Raw genomic sequence first — 18440 nt, 5'->3', positions numbered from 1 at the left:
TAAAACATACAGCATATATGGCAACGCATCATGATAATGATTTTCACCAAACTGGTGAAATACCCAAGGCACAAACAAAAGCTATCTGGAGAACTTTTGCTATACTGGTAGGCCTGACTTCCCTTGAATTCATATTCGCTTTCTTTATGGAAGCAAGTACAGCCAGAAACGCCATCTTTATTATACTTACAATATTTAAAGCTTTCTACATTGTTGCTGAGTTCATGCACTTAAAGCATGAAGTAAAGGCTTTGATATGGTCAGTTTTGATACCAATGGCATTGATAGTATGGCTAATGGTTGCTTTGATTTCAGAAGGAAGTTACTACTTTGAATCAGTAACAAATTACTTTAATTAGATCTTATTATAATGAGTAATGTAAAGGCACTAATATTAGGTATCCTATTATTAGTGCCTATTTTCGTTTTTATATTTATCTCCGTTTTTGGAGAGCACCACTTTTCTCTAAATACATATTTCCCGGTAACTGATGATTCAGGTGAAGTAGTTTTAAATGAGAAAGGAGATACAATCTTCCACCAGGTTCCTGATTTCAAATTTACCTCCCAACAAGGAAAGATCGTAACACAGTCTTCTGAGCTGGAAAATGCTATCTATTTAGCCGATTTCTTCTTTGCGACATGCCCTGGTGTGTGCAAGAAAATGTCTTCTCAATTGATTCGAGTTCAGGAAGCCTACAAAAACAATCCTACAATTAAGCTTGTTTCATTTACTGTTAATCCTGAGCATGATTCTGTAGAAGTTCTTAAGAACTATGCAGAACAGTATGGGGCTATGAATGGAAAATGGTTTTTGTTAACCGGTGAGCGAGACAGTATTTATTCCCTGGCGCAGAATGGCTTTTACTTGCCTGTGCAGAAAGTGCAGGGGCAGCAGGATTTTATTCATAGTGAAAAATTCATGCTCGTTGATAAAGAGCATCATATCAGAGGAGTATATGATGGTACTGATCCGGATGAAGTAGACAGGCTTATTCTTGAAATTAATGTGTTGTTAGATGAATACAGTAAAAACAAATAACGCGCAACTAACAAGCAGCAACGATAAAAAAGTTCTTACTGTAATTGCTTTATTATCAGTAGCTATTCCTGTCGTGGTTGCTATCTTATTCTTTTTACCAAAGTCTGGTGAGAGTAATGTTGATGTCTCTTATTTACCTGCTTTGCATGCTATACTTAACTCACTTACAGCTATAGCATTACTTGTTGGGTATTATAACATCAGGAAAGGCAACATAAAAGGACACCGAGCCTCTATGCTGACAGCATTTGGCTTATCTTCTATTTTCCTGGTATCTTATGTTACATACCATTTTCTAGGTGATAGAACTGTATTTGGTGGAGATGGAGCCTTAAAGTATATATACTATTTTATACTTCTAACGCATATTGTACTGGCCATCGCTATTGTTCCTCTTGTATTGCTTTCAGTATATTTTGGAATTACTAACCAGTTGGTCAGGCACCGCCGTATATCTAAATGGACATTCCCGATCTGGTTATATGTCGCTGTGACAGGTGTACTGGTATATTTGCTAATTTCACCTTATTACACCTGAAACCTGTAAGCTAACTTAACTGTTTTAAAGTAATGAAGCTTAGAATAAAAAGAGTACTAGCCATTTTCTGTTTAGTTTTTGCATTCGCTTTTACTACATCTAATGCCTATAGCCAGTGTGCTATGTGCCGTGCTACTGTAGAATCGAATGTTGGTACAGGAAGCAAAAATCCGGAGTCGGAAGTAGGCTCAGGTTTAAATACTGGCATTTTATACCTAATGGTAGTTCCGTATGTACTTATTGGTGCAGTGGGGCTTTTGTGGTATAAGTACGGCAGAAATAAAAATGCCTGAACCGAGCAAAGTAGGCGCAATTCTTGATTGTCGTTGCCCGCGTTGTAGAGAAGGAGATGTATTTACTCATTCTTTTCTTAACCTGCGCAAGTTTGACCAAATGCATAAAAGCTGTCCGGTTTGTGGTCTGTATTACGAAACAGAGCTAGGCCTTTTTTGGGGAGCAATGTATATTAGTTACGGTTTGTCAGTCGGGATTGTGCTTGTGGTTGGTGTACTGCTGTATTATTTAGCAAATGATCCGCCAACGTGGGTGTATCTTTCGGTCGTAGCAGGTATCATATTACTAACTACCCCGCTGTTGTTTAGATACGCCCGTATCCTGATGCTTTACTTTTTTGCAGGCGTAGACTATGATTCTAACTATAGCAGACGCTAATTTCCGTTTGAATCTATAGAGGTTATCTTGCGTTTTTGTTTAAATTCGTAGATAATCCAATGTTTTGAAACGGAAAGTAACTCCCCTTATATTACTTATTGCTGCGCTGCTTTGCTTTTTGGCTACAGCAGCACTGCATTTTAATTTCCCTACTGTAAACCCTGTTACAGATCAGGCTGCTCAACTATCTACTATTGTCTCGCGAACAAATGCCTGTATCCACAAGGCTCAAAAAGACGCATCACAACTCAGTAAATATCTAAAAAACGAAAGGGTTTCTTTTTCGAAGCTCATCAAGAAAACAGATTATCCTACCTTTATATATCAGGGAGATCAACTGGTTTTCTGGTCAGACCATGCCGTTGTTCCGGATTTAGAAACTCTTAATCATACTTCTTCTATTACAGCTGTTAGAAGTGAATACGGTTCATTTATTGTAGTTCCGTATATCTTTCGCAACTATCATATTTATGTGTGTATCCCACTTAAAGTAAATAGCCGGACACAAGCGGAGTTGTACCCACAGCTCAAAGATGAAGTACTCAAAGGCATAAGCGCAAACCTCGAACTGGATCAGGCAACCTCATTTCCAGTAGTGCATACCCCAGATAATAAATTCCTTTTTGCGGTAGATTTCGAAGGGCAGCAGGAGCAGAGCCGAACCAAAGATTTACAGCTTATTCTGCTCACATTTGGTTCTTTTTTCTTTGTGCTGTTTTGTTTTGCCCTGTTAAAGCACTTTGGCAGTAAAATGCAATATGGTAAAGGGGGTGCAATTTTTCTGATCCTGCTAGTAATCTACAGGCTTTTGCTGCTGGTTTTCGACCTTCCGTTTTCAATTTCTGAAGCAGAGTTGTTTGATCCCCGGCTATATGCAGCCTCTTTCTGGTCTCCCTCTGTTGGCGATCTGGCACTTAATATGCTGCTTTTGGCAACAGTGGCCGGCATAGGGCTATACCTATTCCGAAAAAACAGAGTGCTGGCACAGCTGAAAATCTATTCTCAGGACAAGGCTATGTCGGCCATGGTTTGGTGCATGCTAGGGCTCTATCTTCTGCTGGCGGTACTCTACCTATTTTATCACAGTATATATCACAACTCCCCCCTGGTTCTGGATGTCACGCAATCCCTCAATTTCACAAAGTACAAGATAATAATCTATGCGGTGATGACCATCCATACCCTTGCTTTGTGCATGTTCACTTATACTTTAAGTACTGTGGTGACGGTGTTGTTACAAAAGGTTAGCAAAGCATGGGCCTACAGGACGTTGTTACTTATTACTGTTCTGCTGATAGGTATTTTGTTCTTCCTTCAGGAGGAGTTGCTTACGGTTATTCTGATAGGCTCAGGCTTCTGGTTTATCATTATTTTATCTGCACACAGTAACCGTGCAGTAAGTTTTCCTTACAGAACATATCTTTTCTTTTTCCTGGTAGTTATGGTAAGTGCGATTGTTGGGGCTTTCGCATTATACACCCATTACCAGAACGAGTTGAAGGTGTATAAGCAGAAGCTGGCATTTAATCTGTTGCAGGATAATGATGTGCTTGGGGAGTATCTCTTGGATGATGTTTCTGAAAAGATCGCTTCGGATGCCTTGATCCAGATGAAAATGATGGGCCCCTATGTGGATGCCAGTTTTATAAAGCGTAAGATAACTAAACAATATCTCAAGGATTATTTTGATAAGTATGAAACGAATGTACTTTTATTCGATGGCCGTGGGCAAACTTTAGAAAGTGCCGATACAACAGCTGCGACCCTTCAGGAACTCCTTCGTAAGTATGATAGGCCTGATACCCGCACCGAACGGCCTAATTTGTTTCTGATAAAGGATCCTACCCGCTACAATGCCCGGACGTATTTTAAATTAATACAGATACCCATCGGTAATTTCCAGCGCGGCACAATTGTTTTGCAACTCACGCTTAAAAAAATGTTGCCAAACAGTGTTGTCCCAGAGTTACTCGTCGATCAGAACTACTCCAAGACATTCAGGACTGATATGCTCAGCTATGCCATTTACAAAAAAGGCAAACTATGGTATAGCGAGGGAGAGTATGATTACGCTACAAATTTTAATCGAAAGTTGATTCAGCAACCCGAGTTGTTTGGGCAAGGCATGAGTCATGGTAATTTTCACCATTTAGGGGTTAAAGGGAATGATGGTAATATTCTGATCATAACAACTGAGAAATATGGAGGGCGCGAGGTGCTGTCTAACTTTTCATTTTTATTCCTTGCCTTTACTTCAGGGTTAATTCTAATGGGCTTGTTTTACTTATTGGTACAGCGGCACAAGATCAGAGAGTTTAGCCCTAACTTCAGTACTAAGATCCAGCTCTTCCTGAATTTTGGTATCCTGCTTCCATTGCTATTGGTGAGCGTTACCATTGCAGGGCTAGTCACCGCATCCTATAAAAAAGACTTAATGACCACGTACGAACAGCGCGGGGAAGCCATACAGGAAAACCTGAGCAGGCTGCTGAACGACAAAATGATGGAGAGCGGGAAAGAACTCCGGAAGAAGATAGCGGATATAGCAGCCCTGTCTGAGGCAGACGTTAACTTGTATGATCGTAACGGCAGGTTATTGGTAACCAGCCAACCGTTGATCTTTGAAACTGGCTTATTATCTAAACTTATCAACCCTCAGGCTTATGCTGCAATTTCCGAAAGGCAGGCGCTACGAGTTTTATTACAGGAACAAGCCGGCCACCTTGCTTTTAATGCCGTTTATCTGCCACTTCGTAGTGAGGCTAAACCTAACGAGCTGATAGGATTTATCGGAATCCCGTTTTTTGATTCGGAACAGCAACTAGACCTGAAACTGATTGAGTTGATAACAACTACGATGAATATTTTCACGGTCATGTTTATTATGTTTATGGTACTTACCTTTTTCGCTTCCAGGGCGTTAACAGTACCCTTGCGCATGTTGGCAGGCAAGTTGAAACATACTTCTCTTACTGGTAAGAATGAAATGCTGGCTTATGAGGGGGCCGATGAAATTGGGATGTTGGTAAACGAATACAACCGTATGCTATTGACCCTGGAGCAGAACAAGGAAGATCTGGCAATGCAGGAAAAAGAAGCAGCATGGCGTGAGATGGCAAGGCAGGTAGCTCATGAAATTAAAAACCCGCTGACCCCGATGAAGCTATCGTTGCAGTACCTGCAGAAGGCAATAGCGGAGAAGAAACCGAATACTGAACAACTGATCGAGAAAATTTCTCATACTCTGATCACACAGATCAATATACTGAGTGATATTGCAACTTCTTTCTCCAGCTTTACCTCCATGCCGGAGCCAAAACAGGAGCAGATAAATATCTCGGCTACGCTACGTAAATCTGTTGACCTGCACAACGACCCGGCTACTGCCATTGTTCGCACTGAATTTGAAGTGGAAGAGGCAATTGTTGTGGCAGATGAAAACCTGATGGTGCGTACATTTAATAACTTGCTGCTGAATGCAATACAAGCAGTACCTGCCAGTCGAAAGCCCCTGATCATGATAGGGCTGGAGATTAAGCCTGACCATTCTGTGCTTATTACAATAAAGGATAATGGTAGCGGTATTCCTCAGGAGATAAAAGGTAAAGTTTTTATTCCCAACTTCAGTACGAAGTATACAGGTTCGGGTATAGGCCTGGCAGTAGCAAAAAGAGGAATCGAAAATGCTGGAGGGCGAATCTGGTTTGAATCAGAAGAAGGGAAAGGTACTGCGTTTTATATTTCTTTACCGCTGGCAAACGCATGAGTAGGAGAGGGCTGTACATGCTTTTTATGCTGTTCTGGCTAAGCATGCCGCTCTTAGCTCAGTCCTCGTTCAGTAATCAGCGCTGCAAATGGATAAGCTTAACCCAGAAGCCGCAACAGCTCGATACGCTGACGCTTTCACCGGAGTCAGTAACGTTCTACCATCCACGTAAAGAGCAGTTCAGGTTTGACTACAATTATAGCAGAAATGAGTTTAAATTAACTGACTTTCCGGCACCGGATTCCGTTGTGACCGATAGTCTTGGTACTAAAATGCCGCTACCGGATTCGGTGTTGGTATGCTTTAGGGTCTTGCCCCTGAACCTCACAAAGCCAGCTTTTAAGCGTGACATTACAAAGCTGGAGATGACTTCTTTTCAAAAAGGTTATTACCAGGAAGATATCAGTACGAAGGAGGAAATCTTTAGTACGCCCGGCCTAAATAAAACAGGTAGTATTTCGCGGGGCATATCCTTTGGTAACACACAAAATGTATTCGTTAATTCAGCACTTAACCTGCAGCTTGATGGTAAGTTAACGGAAGACATAAGTATAACAGCTGCCATTACAGACCAGAACATCCCGTTTCAGCCGGAAGGCAATACACAGCAGCTACAGGAATTCGACAAAGTATACATCACACTTGACCATAAGCGTTGGCAGCTGACGGCCGGTGATGTGGTGCTACGAAGTAAACCCTCCTACTTTTTGCAGTACTACAAAAATGTGCAGGGAGGAGCCTTCGAAACAGTGTTCGGAAACAAACCGGAAAACCAGGGGGTAACGGCAGTTGCCGCTTCTGTATCAAAAGGGAAGTTTGCTTCCCAGTCTATTCAGGCGCTGGAGGGTGTGCTTGGGCCTTACCGTTTACGTGGCCCCAACAATGAACGGTTTATAATTGTGCTGGCTAATTCTGAGCGTGTCTTTTTAGACGGCAAGTTACTGGTGCGGGGCTATGACTATGATTATGTGATTGACTATAATCAGGCAGAGATCACTTTTACCACGCGCCACATCATCACTAAAAATACCCGTATCAAAGTAGATTTTGAGTACTCTGATCAAAACTATAGCCGGGGCATTTATACCCTTAACCATTACCAGAACCTGGGGCGGCTTAAAGTGTACGGCAATTACTACAATGAGTCAGATAACCCAAATAATCTCATCAACCTTGATCTGCAGGATGAGCAAAAGCGCTTGTTGGCAAGTATAGGCGATAGTCTGAATTTAGCTGTAATACCAGGGGCTGACAGTGTAGCCTTTGACCCAAACCAGGTGCTATATGCTAAACGTGACACAGTGTATAACAGTGGCCAGCGTGCAGCTACCATCTTTGTGTACGCTACCGATCCTGAAAACGCATATTATAATGTGCGCTTTACGGAGGTAGGTCCCAGGCAGGGGGATTATGTTGTTAGCAATGATGCCGTTAACGGTCGTGTATATAAATGGGTGGCTCCTGTGGATGGTATTCCGCAAGGGAGCTATGCTCCGTTACGAGTATTGCCTACTCCGCGGAAGAAGCAGTTAATTACTGTAGGAACCAATTATGAGATCAGTAAAGGGGTAGATTTTTTTGTGGAAGCGGCAACATCAGAGAATGATCTCAATCGTTTTTCTGATTTGGATGAGCAGGATGATAGTGGTAAAGCTATCAGGGTTGGCTATAATGTAGTGAACAGAGAAATGGAGTTTTTGGGTGATTATAAGTTGAGTAGCACGTTTAATTATGAGTATACAGACCAGAACTTCATCCCGATTGACCGTTACCGGCCTATAGAATTTGACCGTGACTGGAGTTTGCCTGCTACGCTGGCAAAAGCAGAAGACAACATCATAAACCTGTCGGTTGGTGCTGCAAAAGACGCGGCAAATTTTTTTAATTACCGCATCAGTCGTCGTCACCGCGACGAGCAGTTAGATGGGGTACAGCATTACCTGGACGCCTGGAAAAAACTTGGTCGTATAGAACTTCGCAATAATTTTTTCCTGCTCAATAGCGAACAGGGAGAGCAGGAGTCGGAGTGGTATAGGGGAGATGTTGGCGTGAAGTATAACCTTGGCGGTTTTGCACCTGGTTACATTTATCGCTTTGATAAAAATAAAATAAGAGCCCTGGGTACGGACTCTATCACTGGTTCAGCAATGTATTTTGAAGAGCATCTGGTTTATGTGGAGAGCAACGATACGGCCCATACCAGGTTCAGGGTAGACTACAGCCATCGGAGAGACTTACGCCCGACCCGTAACGGAGAACTTGGGGCTCCTGAAATAGGGCAGACCTATAATGCCATACTGCAAACACTTCTTGGCCCGGAGAGTGACCTGGCCATACAGGCAACCTATCGTAAACTAGAGCTAGCTACCAATAAAGATGAAGAGACAGTGCAGTCGCGTGTAGATTGGAATGCCGGTTTTCTGGATGGTAGCTTCAGGTCTGAGTTAAGTTATTCTGTAGGCACAGGAAGAGAACTGAAACGGGTGTTTATTTTCCGGGAAACCTTACCCGGCCAAGGTACGCACTATTTGCGTGAGGGCGGTAACCCCAATGACCTCAATGATTACCTGGAGGCGCAAACTATTGACCAGCGACGCTATATCAAGATATTCCTGCCTACAGATGAATATATAAATGCTTTCACCAACCGGTTTACCTACCGCCTTAACAGCACAACACCAAGAACATGGCGCGGGAAAGATGGTGTTAAGGGGCTGGCTTCAAAGTTTTCAATGTTAAGCTTTGTAAGCATTGATAAAAAAACGACTGATGATGATCTGGGGAACCGCTTCAACCCTTTTAGTGAAAATTTTGAGGATGAGTTTCTTTTATCGATGGCTAAAACGCTTCGAAATACAGTGTACTATAACCGAAGCAACCCACAGTATGGCATAGAGTATACTATCCAACAGAACCAGCAGAAGTCTTTGCTGGCTAACGGTACCGAAACCCGTAATTTGGGCAGCCACACATTGGTTGGCCGGCTGAATTTAAATGAAGTGCTGAGCACCCAGTTTCAGGCGGTATATGCTCTGAGAGAAAACAGGTCTGATTTTCTTACGTCCAAAAATTTCCAGATCGTATCGCAGGAGCTTACGCCAGAACTTTCGTATCAGCCAAATACAAAAATCAGGTTTACAGGTACGTATCAGTTTGCCCTACGAGAAAACGAACTGGCACCTACTGATGAAGAGCAGAAAGCGACCTTTAACGAGTTAGGGCTGGATGCGAAGCTAAGCCAGGTAGGTAAACGGACAGTTGCAGCAAACTTTCGCCTTGTAAACATTGATTATACCGGCGACCTGAATACATATGTAGGCTACGAAATTCTGAATGCCCTGCGCCCGGGTAACAACCTGACATGGTCCTTTAATGTACAACAGCGCCTGAGTAACGGTCTGAACATTTCGTTGAATTATGATGGCCGCAAAGCCAATGGGGTTGGGGCGGTGCATACAGGGCGTACGCAGGTATCAGTATTATTTTAATGTTTTAGAAAGGCAGTAAAAGTAAAAGGAGCAATCAGCTCCTTTTACCATAAATAAAATGCCAGCCATGTTAAGGCCGGATTTTTTCAATCTTAGTATGAGCCGGTAAATACATTGGAAGCGCAGCAGAGCCATACCATTCATACAGTTCGGCATCTAGCAGCTTTTCTTTTATTGCCGGGTCAGTCTGAAGCATATCTTTTGCCTCTTCAATAGTTTTTGTGTTGAAAATGAAAATGCCCCGGTAATTTTTTTCGTTTTTACCCAGCGGCCCGGCTACGACCAGCTTGCCCTCTTCTGCCAGTTTACCAATATTGTTTAAATGACCTCTAAACAGCTCACTCACCTTATTTTGGTCGTTCAATTTGCTGCTACCTGTTTTAAGGATCACAAGTACGTATGGCTTCATACCATATTCATCGGCTCCCAAAGAGTCAGCTAATGCTTGATTGTAAGCCGTGCTAACAGACTGTGCATTAACCGAAAAGGCTAGGAAACTAAAAAATAGAATGGAACAAAGTGATTTCATAAGTTATAATTTAGCTGAAGGAAACCTTATTGAACGACAGATTAATAATACTTACCTGGTATCAGGTAATGCTGTACATAATCTTTTATGCCTTCCTCTAAAGTATAAAAAGGTTTGTCATAACCAATAGACCGCAGCTTGCTCATATTCGCCTCTGTAAAATATTGGTAGGTATCACGAATAGTTTCGGGTGTATCCATGAAGTCGATATCTGGTGTTACTCCCATTGCCTCAAAAGTATTTAAAGCTAACGCCATAAATGTGCGTGCTTTTCCTGAACCTAAGTTATAGATGCCTGAGTTGCGGCGGTGGTGCATCAGGAACATACATACCTCTACTACATCTTTCACATAGATGAAGTCACGCATTTGCTCACCATCAGCAAAATCAGGGTTATGAGAGCGGAACAAGGTCATGCTGCCTTTCTCCTTTATCTGCTTATAAGTATGGTATATAACCGAAGCCATTTTACCTTTATGATACTCATTAGGGCCATATACATTAAAAAACTTTAGCCCGGCCCAGAAGAATGGCTTAGCGGTTTGCTCCAATGCCCAAATGTCAAAGTCATTCTTTGACTCTCCGTATGGGTTAAGTGGTTTCAGCAACGGAATAGTCGCTTCTTCATCGTCGTACCCTAAAGCTCCTGCACCATAGGTGGCTGCCGATGATGCGTAAACCAATGGGATCTGGTATTCGCAGCAGGCATTCCATACTTTTTTAGAGTAGTTCAGGTTTAGCAGGTCGAATACATCTTTGTTGAACTCAGTTGTATCGGTGCGGGCACCTAAATGGAAGATAAATTCAACTTCCTCATAATTTGAATCGAGCCAGTCGAAGAAGGTATCGCGGTCTACGAACTCTTTTATTTTCTTCCCTTTCAGGTTATTTTCTTTTTTAGAGACGGAAAAATTATCCACCACTACTATATCATTAAAATTTGCCTGGTTTAGTCTACTTACAAGACAGCTTGCGATAAAACCTGCGGCACCAGTTACTACGATCATAATCAGTGTTTAAAACTGTAACAGAAATTGCGCTAAATTTACAAAAATAAACCAAGCCACCTTGGCAATACATACCTATACTTTGAAAAGGGAAGCACAGTATTTCACACATAGGGTAGTATCACTCCTGTTGATATGCTTTTTGTTGTGCGCTTGCGGCAGTAATGCTAAGAAAGAAGCAAAGAAAACAATCTTGTTAAAAGATGACCTGGGGAGGGAGATCAGACTGGCAGAAAGACCTGAACGTGTTTTTGCATTGGCTTCGTCAATGACCGAGATGCTGTACGCCGTACTGGATAGCAGTAGTATTATTGCCCGCACACCGCAGGATAATTACCCTGCTGCTGCAATGAGTAAGCCGCTTGTCAGTAATTACCCCGTAGATTATGAACAGGTGCTTGGCCTGAAGCCCGACCTTATTTTTACACTTGAGGGGATCACGCCACTGGATGTAGCTGCAAAGCTTGAAGAACTGGGAATTCCTGTCTATTACCAGAAGTATGAGTCAGTAGAAGACATCTTTACAGGTTTAGAAGATATTGGAAAGATAATGGGGCGTGAGAAGCAGGCGCGATCCTTAACCGATTCGCTCAGGCAGGAAGTTAATGCCATTAAAAAGCGGCACGCAACAGTGGGGCAGCCACTGCAGGTGTTGGCTATAACCTGGAAAGATCCGATTTACGTTTATGGCCAAAACACTATCCTGACGGATAAGTTGCATATTCTTGGCGCAGAAAACGCTGTGAAAGAGGTTTTTGACCAGCCTTATCCTGCTCTCACAAGAGAATATATTCTTAAGCTTAATCCGGATGTACTACTTGGGGGCACCAGGGAAGAATTAGAAACCGGGTTCTTTAACCTTTATCCGGAGCTAAGAAAGATAAAGGCTTATCAGCACAACCGTATTTATGAGCCCACCGATGACCTGATGTCCAGGCCAGGGCCACGCGTGGTGGAATCCCTAAAGGAGTTGGAGGGCTTTCTTTACCAATGATACACAGGTCCTTCTACTTTCTGCTTGCACTGTTACTAATTGCGGTGGTCCTCCTGCTGGGGCTACAGGTTGGTTCCTTTGATGCGGATATGAACACGGTGATAGATGCACTGTTTGCTTACAACGCAGATAACACGACGCACTATGCCATTGTGCACCTGCGCCTGCCTCGTCTGGTGCTGGCTTTGGTAGTTGGTGGCTCACTGGCTTTTTGTGGGTATCTGATGCAGGCCATGGTTAATAATGGCCTGGCAGATCCATACTTGTTAGGTACAGCATCGGGCGCCTCATTGGGTGCTGTAATCGTTTTTTTTGGTTTCGTGGATGCATCCATTGCAGGCATTTACATGCCGCCGGTTTTTGCTTTGTTAGGTGCTTTTGCTGTTACGTTGGTTGTCATAGCGCTTGGCTATCGTAAAAGGCAATTGATTCCGGCGCAACTCCTTCTGGCGGGTATCGCCCTAAGTTCCCTTGTGGCTGCAATAGTAGGTTTGCTTACTTTTTTGTCTGACTCTGAGGGGAAGCTGAAGTCTGTTATTTTCTGGTCGATGGGTAGTTTTGAACGTGCCAGCTGGGACCTTGTGCCGTATCCTACGGTTGTGTTGGGGCTGGCACTTGCATTTTTCTTCTTTTATCAGAAGCAACTGAATATTTTGCTGCTAGGAGAAGAGCGGGCTCAGGCTTTAGGGGTACGGGTAGCACGTACCCGATGGGTAATATTGATTACAGTTTCAGTAGTTACTGGTTTTGCGGTTGCCACATCAGGGCCGATCGGGTTTGTTGGCCTCATCATTCCGCATGTTACCCGTGGTTTGCTAGGGGCTACAGGTAAATCGAACCTTCTTTTTTGCGCTTTTGTAGGTGGTTTCTTCATGTTAATATGCGATTTGCTCAGCCGGATAATTTATCCTCCGGCAGGGCTGCCAATTGGAATCATTACTTCGTTCTTTGGTGTTCCTTTCTTTGTATATTTGCTGTTCAAAAAGAATTACAATTTTAGAGGTTAAATGATTTACGTAAGCAGGTTAGAGCACTTTAATGCAGCCCACAAGCTGTATAACCCGAATTGGTCGCTGGCGAAGAATAAAGAAGTGTTCGGCCCATGTGCCAATGTGAACTGGCATGGCCATAATTATGAATTGGTAACAACTGTCAAAGGCAAACCCGACCCTGATACAGGCTTTGTGATTGATCTGAAGCAACTAAGCCTGCTTATCCGTAAGCATATCGTAGAAAAGGTAGATCATAAGAACCTGAACATGGATGTGCCTTTTATGGAGGGCAAGCTGGCTAGTACAGAGATTCTGGTTGTTGAGTTCTGGAAGATACTGGAGCCACATATTTCTGAAATTTCTGCTGGCAGGGCAAAATTACATAGCCTGAAATTATACGAAACACCCCGAAACTACGTAGAGTATTTTGGCGAAGAATAATTCATCTAGCCTATATTCCATTCTTATTTTTTACAGCCTTTACAGGTAGCCCAGAACGGACACGTACTGCATGAAATATTATATTATAGCTGGCGAGCGATCCGGTGACCTACATGCTTCCAATCTTATAAAGCAACTCCTTAAACAGGACCCTTCGGCCCAGATACGTGGCTGGGGAGGCGATATGATGCAGGAAGCAGGTATGGAGCTGGTGCATCATTACCAGGAAATGGCTTTTATGGGCTTTGCTGAGGTCTTTAAGAGCCTCCGTAAAATTCTGGGTTTTCTGAAAGAATGTAAAGCCGATATCAAAGCATGGAAACCGGATGTAGTGATATTAGTAGATTATGCTGGTTTTAACATGCGCGTTGCAAAATTTGCAAAACGGCAGGATATAAAGGTGTTCTACTACATCTCCCCAAAAATCTGGGCCTGGAACCAGGGACGCGTGCATAACATCAAAAAGGTAGTGGATCGTATGTTCGTGATCATGCCTTTTGAAGAGGATTTCTACGCACGGTTTGATTATAAAGTAGATTATGTGGGCAACCCGGTAAACGATTCTGTTTCTGACCATGTATCTACCACAGATTTCAGGACTAAGAACAAGTTATATAATAACAAACCTATAATTGCTATACTTCCGGGCAGCCGGAAGCAGGAGATCGAGAACATGCTGCATGTGATGCTCAGCGTGTTGCCATCTTTCCGTGATTATCAGTTTGTTGTGGCCGGTGTGTCAAACTTTTCCAGATCGTATTACGAGCAGTATAACAAAGATCCTAACATCAAGATCATCTACGATCAGACATATGATCTTCTCGCGCATGCCAAGGCTGCATTAGTAACATCAGGCACTGCTACTCTTGAAACTGCTTTGTTTAATGTGCCGCAGGTAGTGTGCTATAAAACAAGTACCATCTCGTATGCTATAGGAAAGCGGGTAATTAAAGTACCCTATATTTCACTTGTAAACCTTATTGCCGATAAGCCAGTGGTAACCGAACTGATTCAGGATGATTTTACTCCCAAGAAGATTGTTGCCGAGCTAAAGGAAGTGCTTTTTGATAAGTATTTCATCAAAAAACAGCTGGAAGGGTATGAGCTTGTTCGAAAGAAGATCGGTAATTTCCGGACTGCAGAGCGTGCCGCTGAACTGATGGTAAATTACCTGGACACCAGGCAGGCTTAGATAGTATAAATCCATAAAAGCAGAAGCCCCGCTCATTGTAATGAGCGGGGCTTCTGCTTTTATGGACTACCTTTCGGTTAAGCTACTTTCAATTGTTTGAGGCTTGATTTTTCAAACTTCTCACGGGCATAATCACCTGTAATAAGCAGTTCTTTTGTGCCTTCCTCAGATGGCAACTCAAACATGGCGTCTGTCATGATACCTTCGCAAATCGAACGCAAACCACGTGCACCAAGCTTATACTCTGCTGCCTTCTCTACGATATACTCCAGGGCACCCTCATCAAAGCTCAGGTTAATATCCTCCATCTCGAACAGTCGCTTATACTGTTTTACAATAGAGTTCTTCGGCTCTAAAAGTATAAGGCGTAAGGTTTCCTTATCCAGTGGGTTAAGATGTGTAACCACTGGTAATCGTCCGATCAGTTCCGGTATCAGGCCAAAGTTCTTAAGATCCTGCGCTGATAAATATCTCAGGAAATTCTCGCCCTCTTCAGAGTCATCCTGCTTGGATTTTGAGAAACCAATAGGGCGGGTGTTCAGGCGGTTTTTAATTAACCTGTCGATGCCTACAAAGGCACCGCCGCAGATAAATAGTATATTCTCCGTATTTACGGTGATCATTTTCTGCTCCGGGTGCTTACGGCCACCTTGCGGCGGAACATTTACTACAGTACCCTCTAATAATTTAAGTAATGCCTGCTGTACACCCTCGCCGCTTACATCGCGGGTAATGGAAGGGTTATCGCTTTTACGGGCAATTTTATCTATCTCATCAATGTAAACTATACCACGTTCCGCTGATTCTACATTATAGTCTGCAGCTTGCAGCAGTCGGGTAAGTATACTTTCCACATCCTCTCCCACATAACCGGCCTCTGTAAGTACTGTTGCATCTGCAATACAGAACGGAACCTGTAGAATACCAGCCATCATGCGCGCCAGGTAAGTTTTACCGGTACCTGTTTCACCAACCATGATGATGTTTGACTTCTCGATCACAATATCGTCCTCAGCTTCGGCTGGCTGCATCAGGCGTTTGTAATGGTTATACACAGCAACTGACATGACCTTCTTAGCCTCATCCTGACCAACAACAAACTGATCAAGGTAAGTCTTCATCTCTTTCGGCTTCATCAGGTTGAATTTCGGAGTACGGCTGTTAGCGCGTATTTTGTTCTCCTCATTCAAAATCTGCTGTGCCTGCCCGATACAGCGATCACAGATGTGAGCGTTGATACCGGAAATCATCACCGATACATCTTTTTTATTTTTGCCGCAAAATGAGCAAGTAATTTCAGCCATATGAAACGATTGATCCAAATAATATAGACTCTGTTTACCAAAGTCTAAAAGCAAAGGTACAAAATTGAAAAATTATACAGGCATAATTTCTTAAATGCAATTTTTACTATAATATTAAAAACAGGGTTTAAATTTTAGAATTTATATTTATCTATTTTTAGTTAATGTTATGATTAGTAGATAGTTGTGTTAAAAGGATATCCACAGTCAGATGTTGATAATTTTTCTGTTGTTATGGTAATTTACTACGGAAAAGAGTATGAATGGGGTTAAAACAGGACACTTGGTAAACAAAAACCCCACTCCGGGCTAATCCGGAGTGGGGTTTAAAGTACTGTTTATGGTACACTTAAGCTTTCTTGCGTGTCAACACTTCATCAATCAGCCCGTATTCTTTGGCTTCATCGGCTTTCATCCAATAGTCACGATCAGAATTGTCATACACTTCCTGGTACGATTTACCTGAGTGCTGCGCCAGGATCTCATAAAGCTCTTTTTTCAGCTTCAGGATCTCTCTAGCGGTAATCTCAATATCAGACGCCTGACCTTGTGCACCACCCATTGGCTGGTGGATCATAACGCGGGCATGTGGAAGCGCGGAACGCTTGTTAGCTGCTCCGCCTGCCAGCAATACGGCACCCATAGATGCTGCAAGGCCTGTACAGATCGTAGCAACATCCGGGCTTACATACTGCATCGTATCATAAATGCCCAGACCAGCATATACAGAGCCACCCGGACTATTAATATAGAGCAGTATGTCTTTCTTTGCGTCTGCTGACTCCAGGAAAAGCAACTGCGCCGTGATGATGTTAGCAATAAAATCGTCTACTTGTGTACCAAGAAAAATGATGCGGTCCATGATAAGGCGTGAAAACACGTCAATCTCACGGAAGTTAGTAGGGCGTTCCTCAATCACAGAACGTGTCATACTTTCAACAGTATGCATTGCTCTGCTTTCCACGTGGTGGATATATTGGTCTACGCCCAGGCTACTCATGCCCTGGCCTTTTACGGCAAATTTCCGGAACTCGTCTTTGTTAAACATATGTGTTTAGGTTTACGGTTTACTCAAAAATAAAAAAAGGTCCTTAAAAAAGGACCTTTTTTGTAAATATAGTTAATACGCGTTCTTATTCAAACGACATATTTTTGAAGTCCTCTGCTGTAACTGTCTTTTCTACAACAGTCATCTGCTCCTTAAGTTTAGCGAGCACTTTCTCTGCTAGCAATTGCTCGTACTCATTAATGTAGTTACGGCCATTGTCCTGCTGTAGGTACTGGTTTGCATAATTATTCATGCTTTCTGCCAGTTCCTCAGGTATTTCAGGCATGTTGAACTGAGCAAGCATTTTCTCTTTTGTGCTTTTCACAACTTCCTCGTTGCTCACTTTAAGTTCATTCTCCTCTACTACTTTATTCTTGATCATAGACCACTTCAGCTCACGAACATACTTATCGAAGTTCTCCTCGATTTGCTCGGCAGTTAACTTGCCTTCGTTCGTAACCTGGATCCAACGCTTGAAGAATTCAGTAGGAAGCTCTACATTAACGTTATCAACTAGTGTATCGATAATGTTGCGGTATAACAGGTTGTCCGCCTCACGGTCATAGTTCTCCTTGATCGTTTCACGGATCTTAGCGTCGAACTCTTCTTCTGACTTTACTTCGTCTTTACCGAAAAGCTTGTCGAAAAGTTCTTGGTTAAGCTCAGCAGCTTCTGTACGGTTGATCTTGTCTACTGTAAATTCAAACTCACCGTTAAGGTCAGCAACTACATCTTTTCCAAGACCGGTAACATGTGCAAGAGCGGCATTATCGTCTCCGAAAGTTTTACGGATATCAAATTTGATAACATCGCCTTCTTTCACGCCAACGAATTTCTCTTTGCTTTCTACTACACGGTTGGTAGGTATAAGCGTTTTAGATTGAAACTCACCATCTACCTGCTTCAGTTCTCCAGAGATAAAGTCACCTTCTTCTGATGTCTCAGGATTTACTGTTTTGCCGAACTGGCGCTTCAGGTTTTCGTAAGCTTCGTCAATTGTCTTCTGATCAACTTCTATTGCGTAACCCTCTACGCTCTTATCAAGTGGAAGGTTGATTTCCGGAAGAAGACCTACTGCGTAATTGAATTCAAATTCTTTCTGGTTATCCCAATCGATCTGCTCCTGGCTAGGCTCAGGTAGTGGCTCACCTAAAAGCTTTACATCGTTGTCCTTAATGTATTTAGAGATCTCTTCCTGTAGCAGCTTATTGATTTGCTCTACAAGAATGCTTTTGCCATACATTTTCTTTACAAGCCCGGCAGGCACTTTACCAGGTCTGAAGCCTTTGATCTGGGCTTTTTTGCTGTATTCTTTTACCTGCTGGTCTACTTTCGGTGCGTAGTCCGCCTCTTCCAGTACCACCTTCAGTTGCGCATTGGTGCTGTCGGTTTGGTTTAATGTAATATTCAAGGCTTATAGAATTTAA

16 protein-coding genes are annotated in these 18440 nt (G+C 42.8%); 11 read left to right on the top strand and 5 right to left on the bottom strand.

All coding sequences use genetic code 11. The features are described 5' to 3' along the window. Positions 1-17: 17 nt before the first annotated feature. From ACSX1A_RS12275 to ACSX1A_RS12245, 7 genes are all read left to right on the top strand, one after another. Positions 18-359 carry a cytochrome C oxidase subunit IV family protein gene (locus ACSX1A_RS12275; protein WP_439879936.1) on the top strand — a complete coding sequence of 114 codons (342 nt, stop codon included), beginning with the start codon at positions 18-20 and terminating at the stop codon, positions 357-359. A gap of 11 nt (positions 360-370) precedes the next feature. Next, entirely contained in the window at positions 371-1042 is a 672-nt protein-coding gene (locus tag ACSX1A_RS12270) for an SCO family protein (RefSeq protein ID WP_439879935.1), read from the top strand. Beyond that, positions 1020-1580, top strand: a complete 561-nt coding sequence (locus ACSX1A_RS12265) for a DUF420 domain-containing protein (RefSeq protein ID WP_439879934.1) — start codon at positions 1020-1022, stop codon at positions 1578-1580. The genes ACSX1A_RS12270 and ACSX1A_RS12265 overlap by 23 nt, the downstream gene beginning before the upstream one ends. 32 nt (positions 1581-1612) lie before the next feature. After that, entirely contained in the window at positions 1613-1873 is a 261-nt protein-coding gene (locus tag ACSX1A_RS12260) for a hypothetical protein (protein WP_439879933.1), read from the top strand. Then, the gene (locus tag ACSX1A_RS12255) at positions 1866-2252 is read left to right on the top strand and encodes a DUF983 domain-containing protein (RefSeq protein WP_439879932.1); all 387 of its coding nucleotides are present in this window, start codon (positions 1866-1868) and stop codon (positions 2250-2252) included. Before ACSX1A_RS12260 ends, ACSX1A_RS12255 begins: the two co-directional genes overlap by 8 nt. Before the next feature lie 64 nt (positions 2253-2316). Then, positions 2317-6018, top strand: a complete 3702-nt coding sequence (locus ACSX1A_RS12250; protein ID WP_439879931.1) for an ATP-binding protein — start codon at positions 2317-2319, stop codon at positions 6016-6018. A gap of 44 nt (positions 6019-6062) precedes the next feature. Further along, entirely contained in the window at positions 6063-9506 is a 3444-nt protein-coding gene (locus ACSX1A_RS12245; protein ID WP_439879930.1) for a hypothetical protein, read from the top strand. A gap of 70 nt (positions 9507-9576) precedes the next feature. On the opposite strand, the gene ACSX1A_RS12240 is transcribed toward ACSX1A_RS12245, so the two are convergent. Further along, positions 9577-10035, bottom strand: coding sequence for a YciI family protein (locus ACSX1A_RS12240; protein WP_439879929.1), 459 nt, complete (start codon positions 10033-10035; stop codon positions 9577-9579). Between the two features lie 41 nt (positions 10036-10076). Further along, positions 10077-11042 carry an ADP-glyceromanno-heptose 6-epimerase gene (gene rfaD, locus ACSX1A_RS12235; RefSeq protein ID WP_439879928.1) on the bottom strand — a complete coding sequence of 322 codons (966 nt, stop codon included), beginning with the start codon at positions 11040-11042 and terminating at the stop codon, positions 10077-10079. Between the two features lie 193 nt (positions 11043-11235). Between rfaD and ACSX1A_RS12230 the strand changes: the two genes are divergently transcribed. The 4 genes from ACSX1A_RS12230 to lpxB all read left to right on the top strand — a co-directional run bounded on the left by ACSX1A_RS12230 (position 11236) and on the right by lpxB (position 14661). Continuing rightward, positions 11236-12036: an ABC transporter substrate-binding protein gene (locus ACSX1A_RS12230; protein ID WP_439879927.1), complete on the top strand. Its 801-nt coding sequence runs from the start codon at positions 11236-11238 to the stop codon at positions 12034-12036. Then, entirely contained in the window at positions 12033-13043 is a 1011-nt protein-coding gene (locus tag ACSX1A_RS12225; RefSeq protein WP_439879926.1) for a FecCD family ABC transporter permease, read from the top strand. Before ACSX1A_RS12230 ends, ACSX1A_RS12225 begins: the two co-directional genes overlap by 4 nt. Continuing rightward, positions 13044-13469: a 6-pyruvoyl trahydropterin synthase family protein gene (locus tag ACSX1A_RS12220; RefSeq protein WP_439879925.1), complete on the top strand. Its 426-nt coding sequence runs from the start codon at positions 13044-13046 to the stop codon at positions 13467-13469. It begins immediately after the preceding gene. A 70-nt stretch (positions 13470-13539) separates the two neighbouring features. After that, positions 13540-14661 carry a lipid-A-disaccharide synthase gene (gene lpxB, locus ACSX1A_RS12215; protein ID WP_439879924.1) on the top strand — a complete coding sequence of 374 codons (1122 nt, stop codon included), beginning with the start codon at positions 13540-13542 and terminating at the stop codon, positions 14659-14661. A gap of 77 nt (positions 14662-14738) precedes the next feature. Here lpxB and clpX read toward each other — a convergent pair whose 3' ends face one another. From clpX to tig, 3 genes are all read right to left on the bottom strand, one after another. Continuing rightward, positions 14739-15965 (bottom strand): ATP-dependent Clp protease ATP-binding subunit ClpX, encoded by a 1227-nt coding sequence (gene clpX / locus ACSX1A_RS12210; RefSeq protein WP_439879923.1) that lies wholly within the window; start codon positions 15963-15965, stop codon positions 14739-14741. A gap of 349 nt (positions 15966-16314) precedes the next feature. Then, entirely contained in the window at positions 16315-17013 is a 699-nt protein-coding gene (locus ACSX1A_RS12205; protein WP_439879922.1) for a ClpP family protease, read from the bottom strand. A gap of 85 nt (positions 17014-17098) precedes the next feature. Further along, entirely contained in the window at positions 17099-18424 is a 1326-nt protein-coding gene (tig, locus tag ACSX1A_RS12200; protein WP_439879921.1) for a trigger factor, read from the bottom strand. Positions 18425-18440 lie beyond the last annotated feature (16 nt).

It is taken from the genome of Pontibacter sp. MBLB2868, assembly GCF_051904785.1.
In the GTDB taxonomy this organism is placed as follows: domain Bacteria; phylum Bacteroidota; class Bacteroidia; order Cytophagales; family Hymenobacteraceae; genus Pontibacter.
Note: the sequence above shows the minus strand (reverse complement) of the source record. Positions and strands in the feature narration are given on the sequence as shown.

What these genes read in the sequence shown, in the direction of transcription:
- ACSX1A_RS12275 (WP_439879936.1), top strand. Translation starts at nt 18, where the DNA reads ATGGCAACGCATCATGATAATGATTTTCACCAAACTGGTGAAATACCC.
- ACSX1A_RS12270 (WP_439879935.1), top strand. Translation starts at nt 371, where the DNA reads ATGAGTAATGTAAAGGCACTAATATTAGGTATCCTATTATTAGTGCCT.
- ACSX1A_RS12265 (WP_439879934.1), top strand. Translation starts at nt 1,020, where the DNA reads ATGAATACAGTAAAAACAAATAACGCGCAACTAACAAGCAGCAACGAT.
- ACSX1A_RS12260 (WP_439879933.1), top strand. Translation starts at nt 1,613, where the DNA reads ATGAAGCTTAGAATAAAAAGAGTACTAGCCATTTTCTGTTTAGTTTTT.
- ACSX1A_RS12255 (WP_439879932.1), top strand. Translation starts at nt 1,866, where the DNA reads ATGCCTGAACCGAGCAAAGTAGGCGCAATTCTTGATTGTCGTTGCCCG.
- ACSX1A_RS12245 (WP_439879930.1), top strand. Translation starts at nt 6,063, where the DNA reads ATGCCGCTCTTAGCTCAGTCCTCGTTCAGTAATCAGCGCTGCAAATGG.
- ACSX1A_RS12240 (WP_439879929.1), bottom strand. Translation starts at nt 10,035, where the DNA reads ATGAAATCACTTTGTTCCATTCTATTTTTTAGTTTCCTAGCCTTTTCG.
- rfaD (WP_439879928.1), bottom strand. Translation starts at nt 11,042, where the DNA reads ATGATCGTAGTAACTGGTGCCGCAGGTTTTATCGCAAGCTGTCTTGTA.
- ACSX1A_RS12225 (WP_439879926.1), top strand. Translation starts at nt 12,033, where the DNA reads ATGATACACAGGTCCTTCTACTTTCTGCTTGCACTGTTACTAATTGCG.
- ACSX1A_RS12220 (WP_439879925.1), top strand. Translation starts at nt 13,044, where the DNA reads ATGATTTACGTAAGCAGGTTAGAGCACTTTAATGCAGCCCACAAGCTG.
- lpxB (WP_439879924.1), top strand. Translation starts at nt 13,540, where the DNA reads ATGAAATATTATATTATAGCTGGCGAGCGATCCGGTGACCTACATGCT.
- clpX (WP_439879923.1), bottom strand. Translation starts at nt 15,965, where the DNA reads ATGGCTGAAATTACTTGCTCATTTTGCGGCAAAAATAAAAAAGATGTA.
- ACSX1A_RS12205 (WP_439879922.1), bottom strand. Translation starts at nt 17,013, where the DNA reads ATGTTTAACAAAGACGAGTTCCGGAAATTTGCCGTAAAAGGCCAGGGC.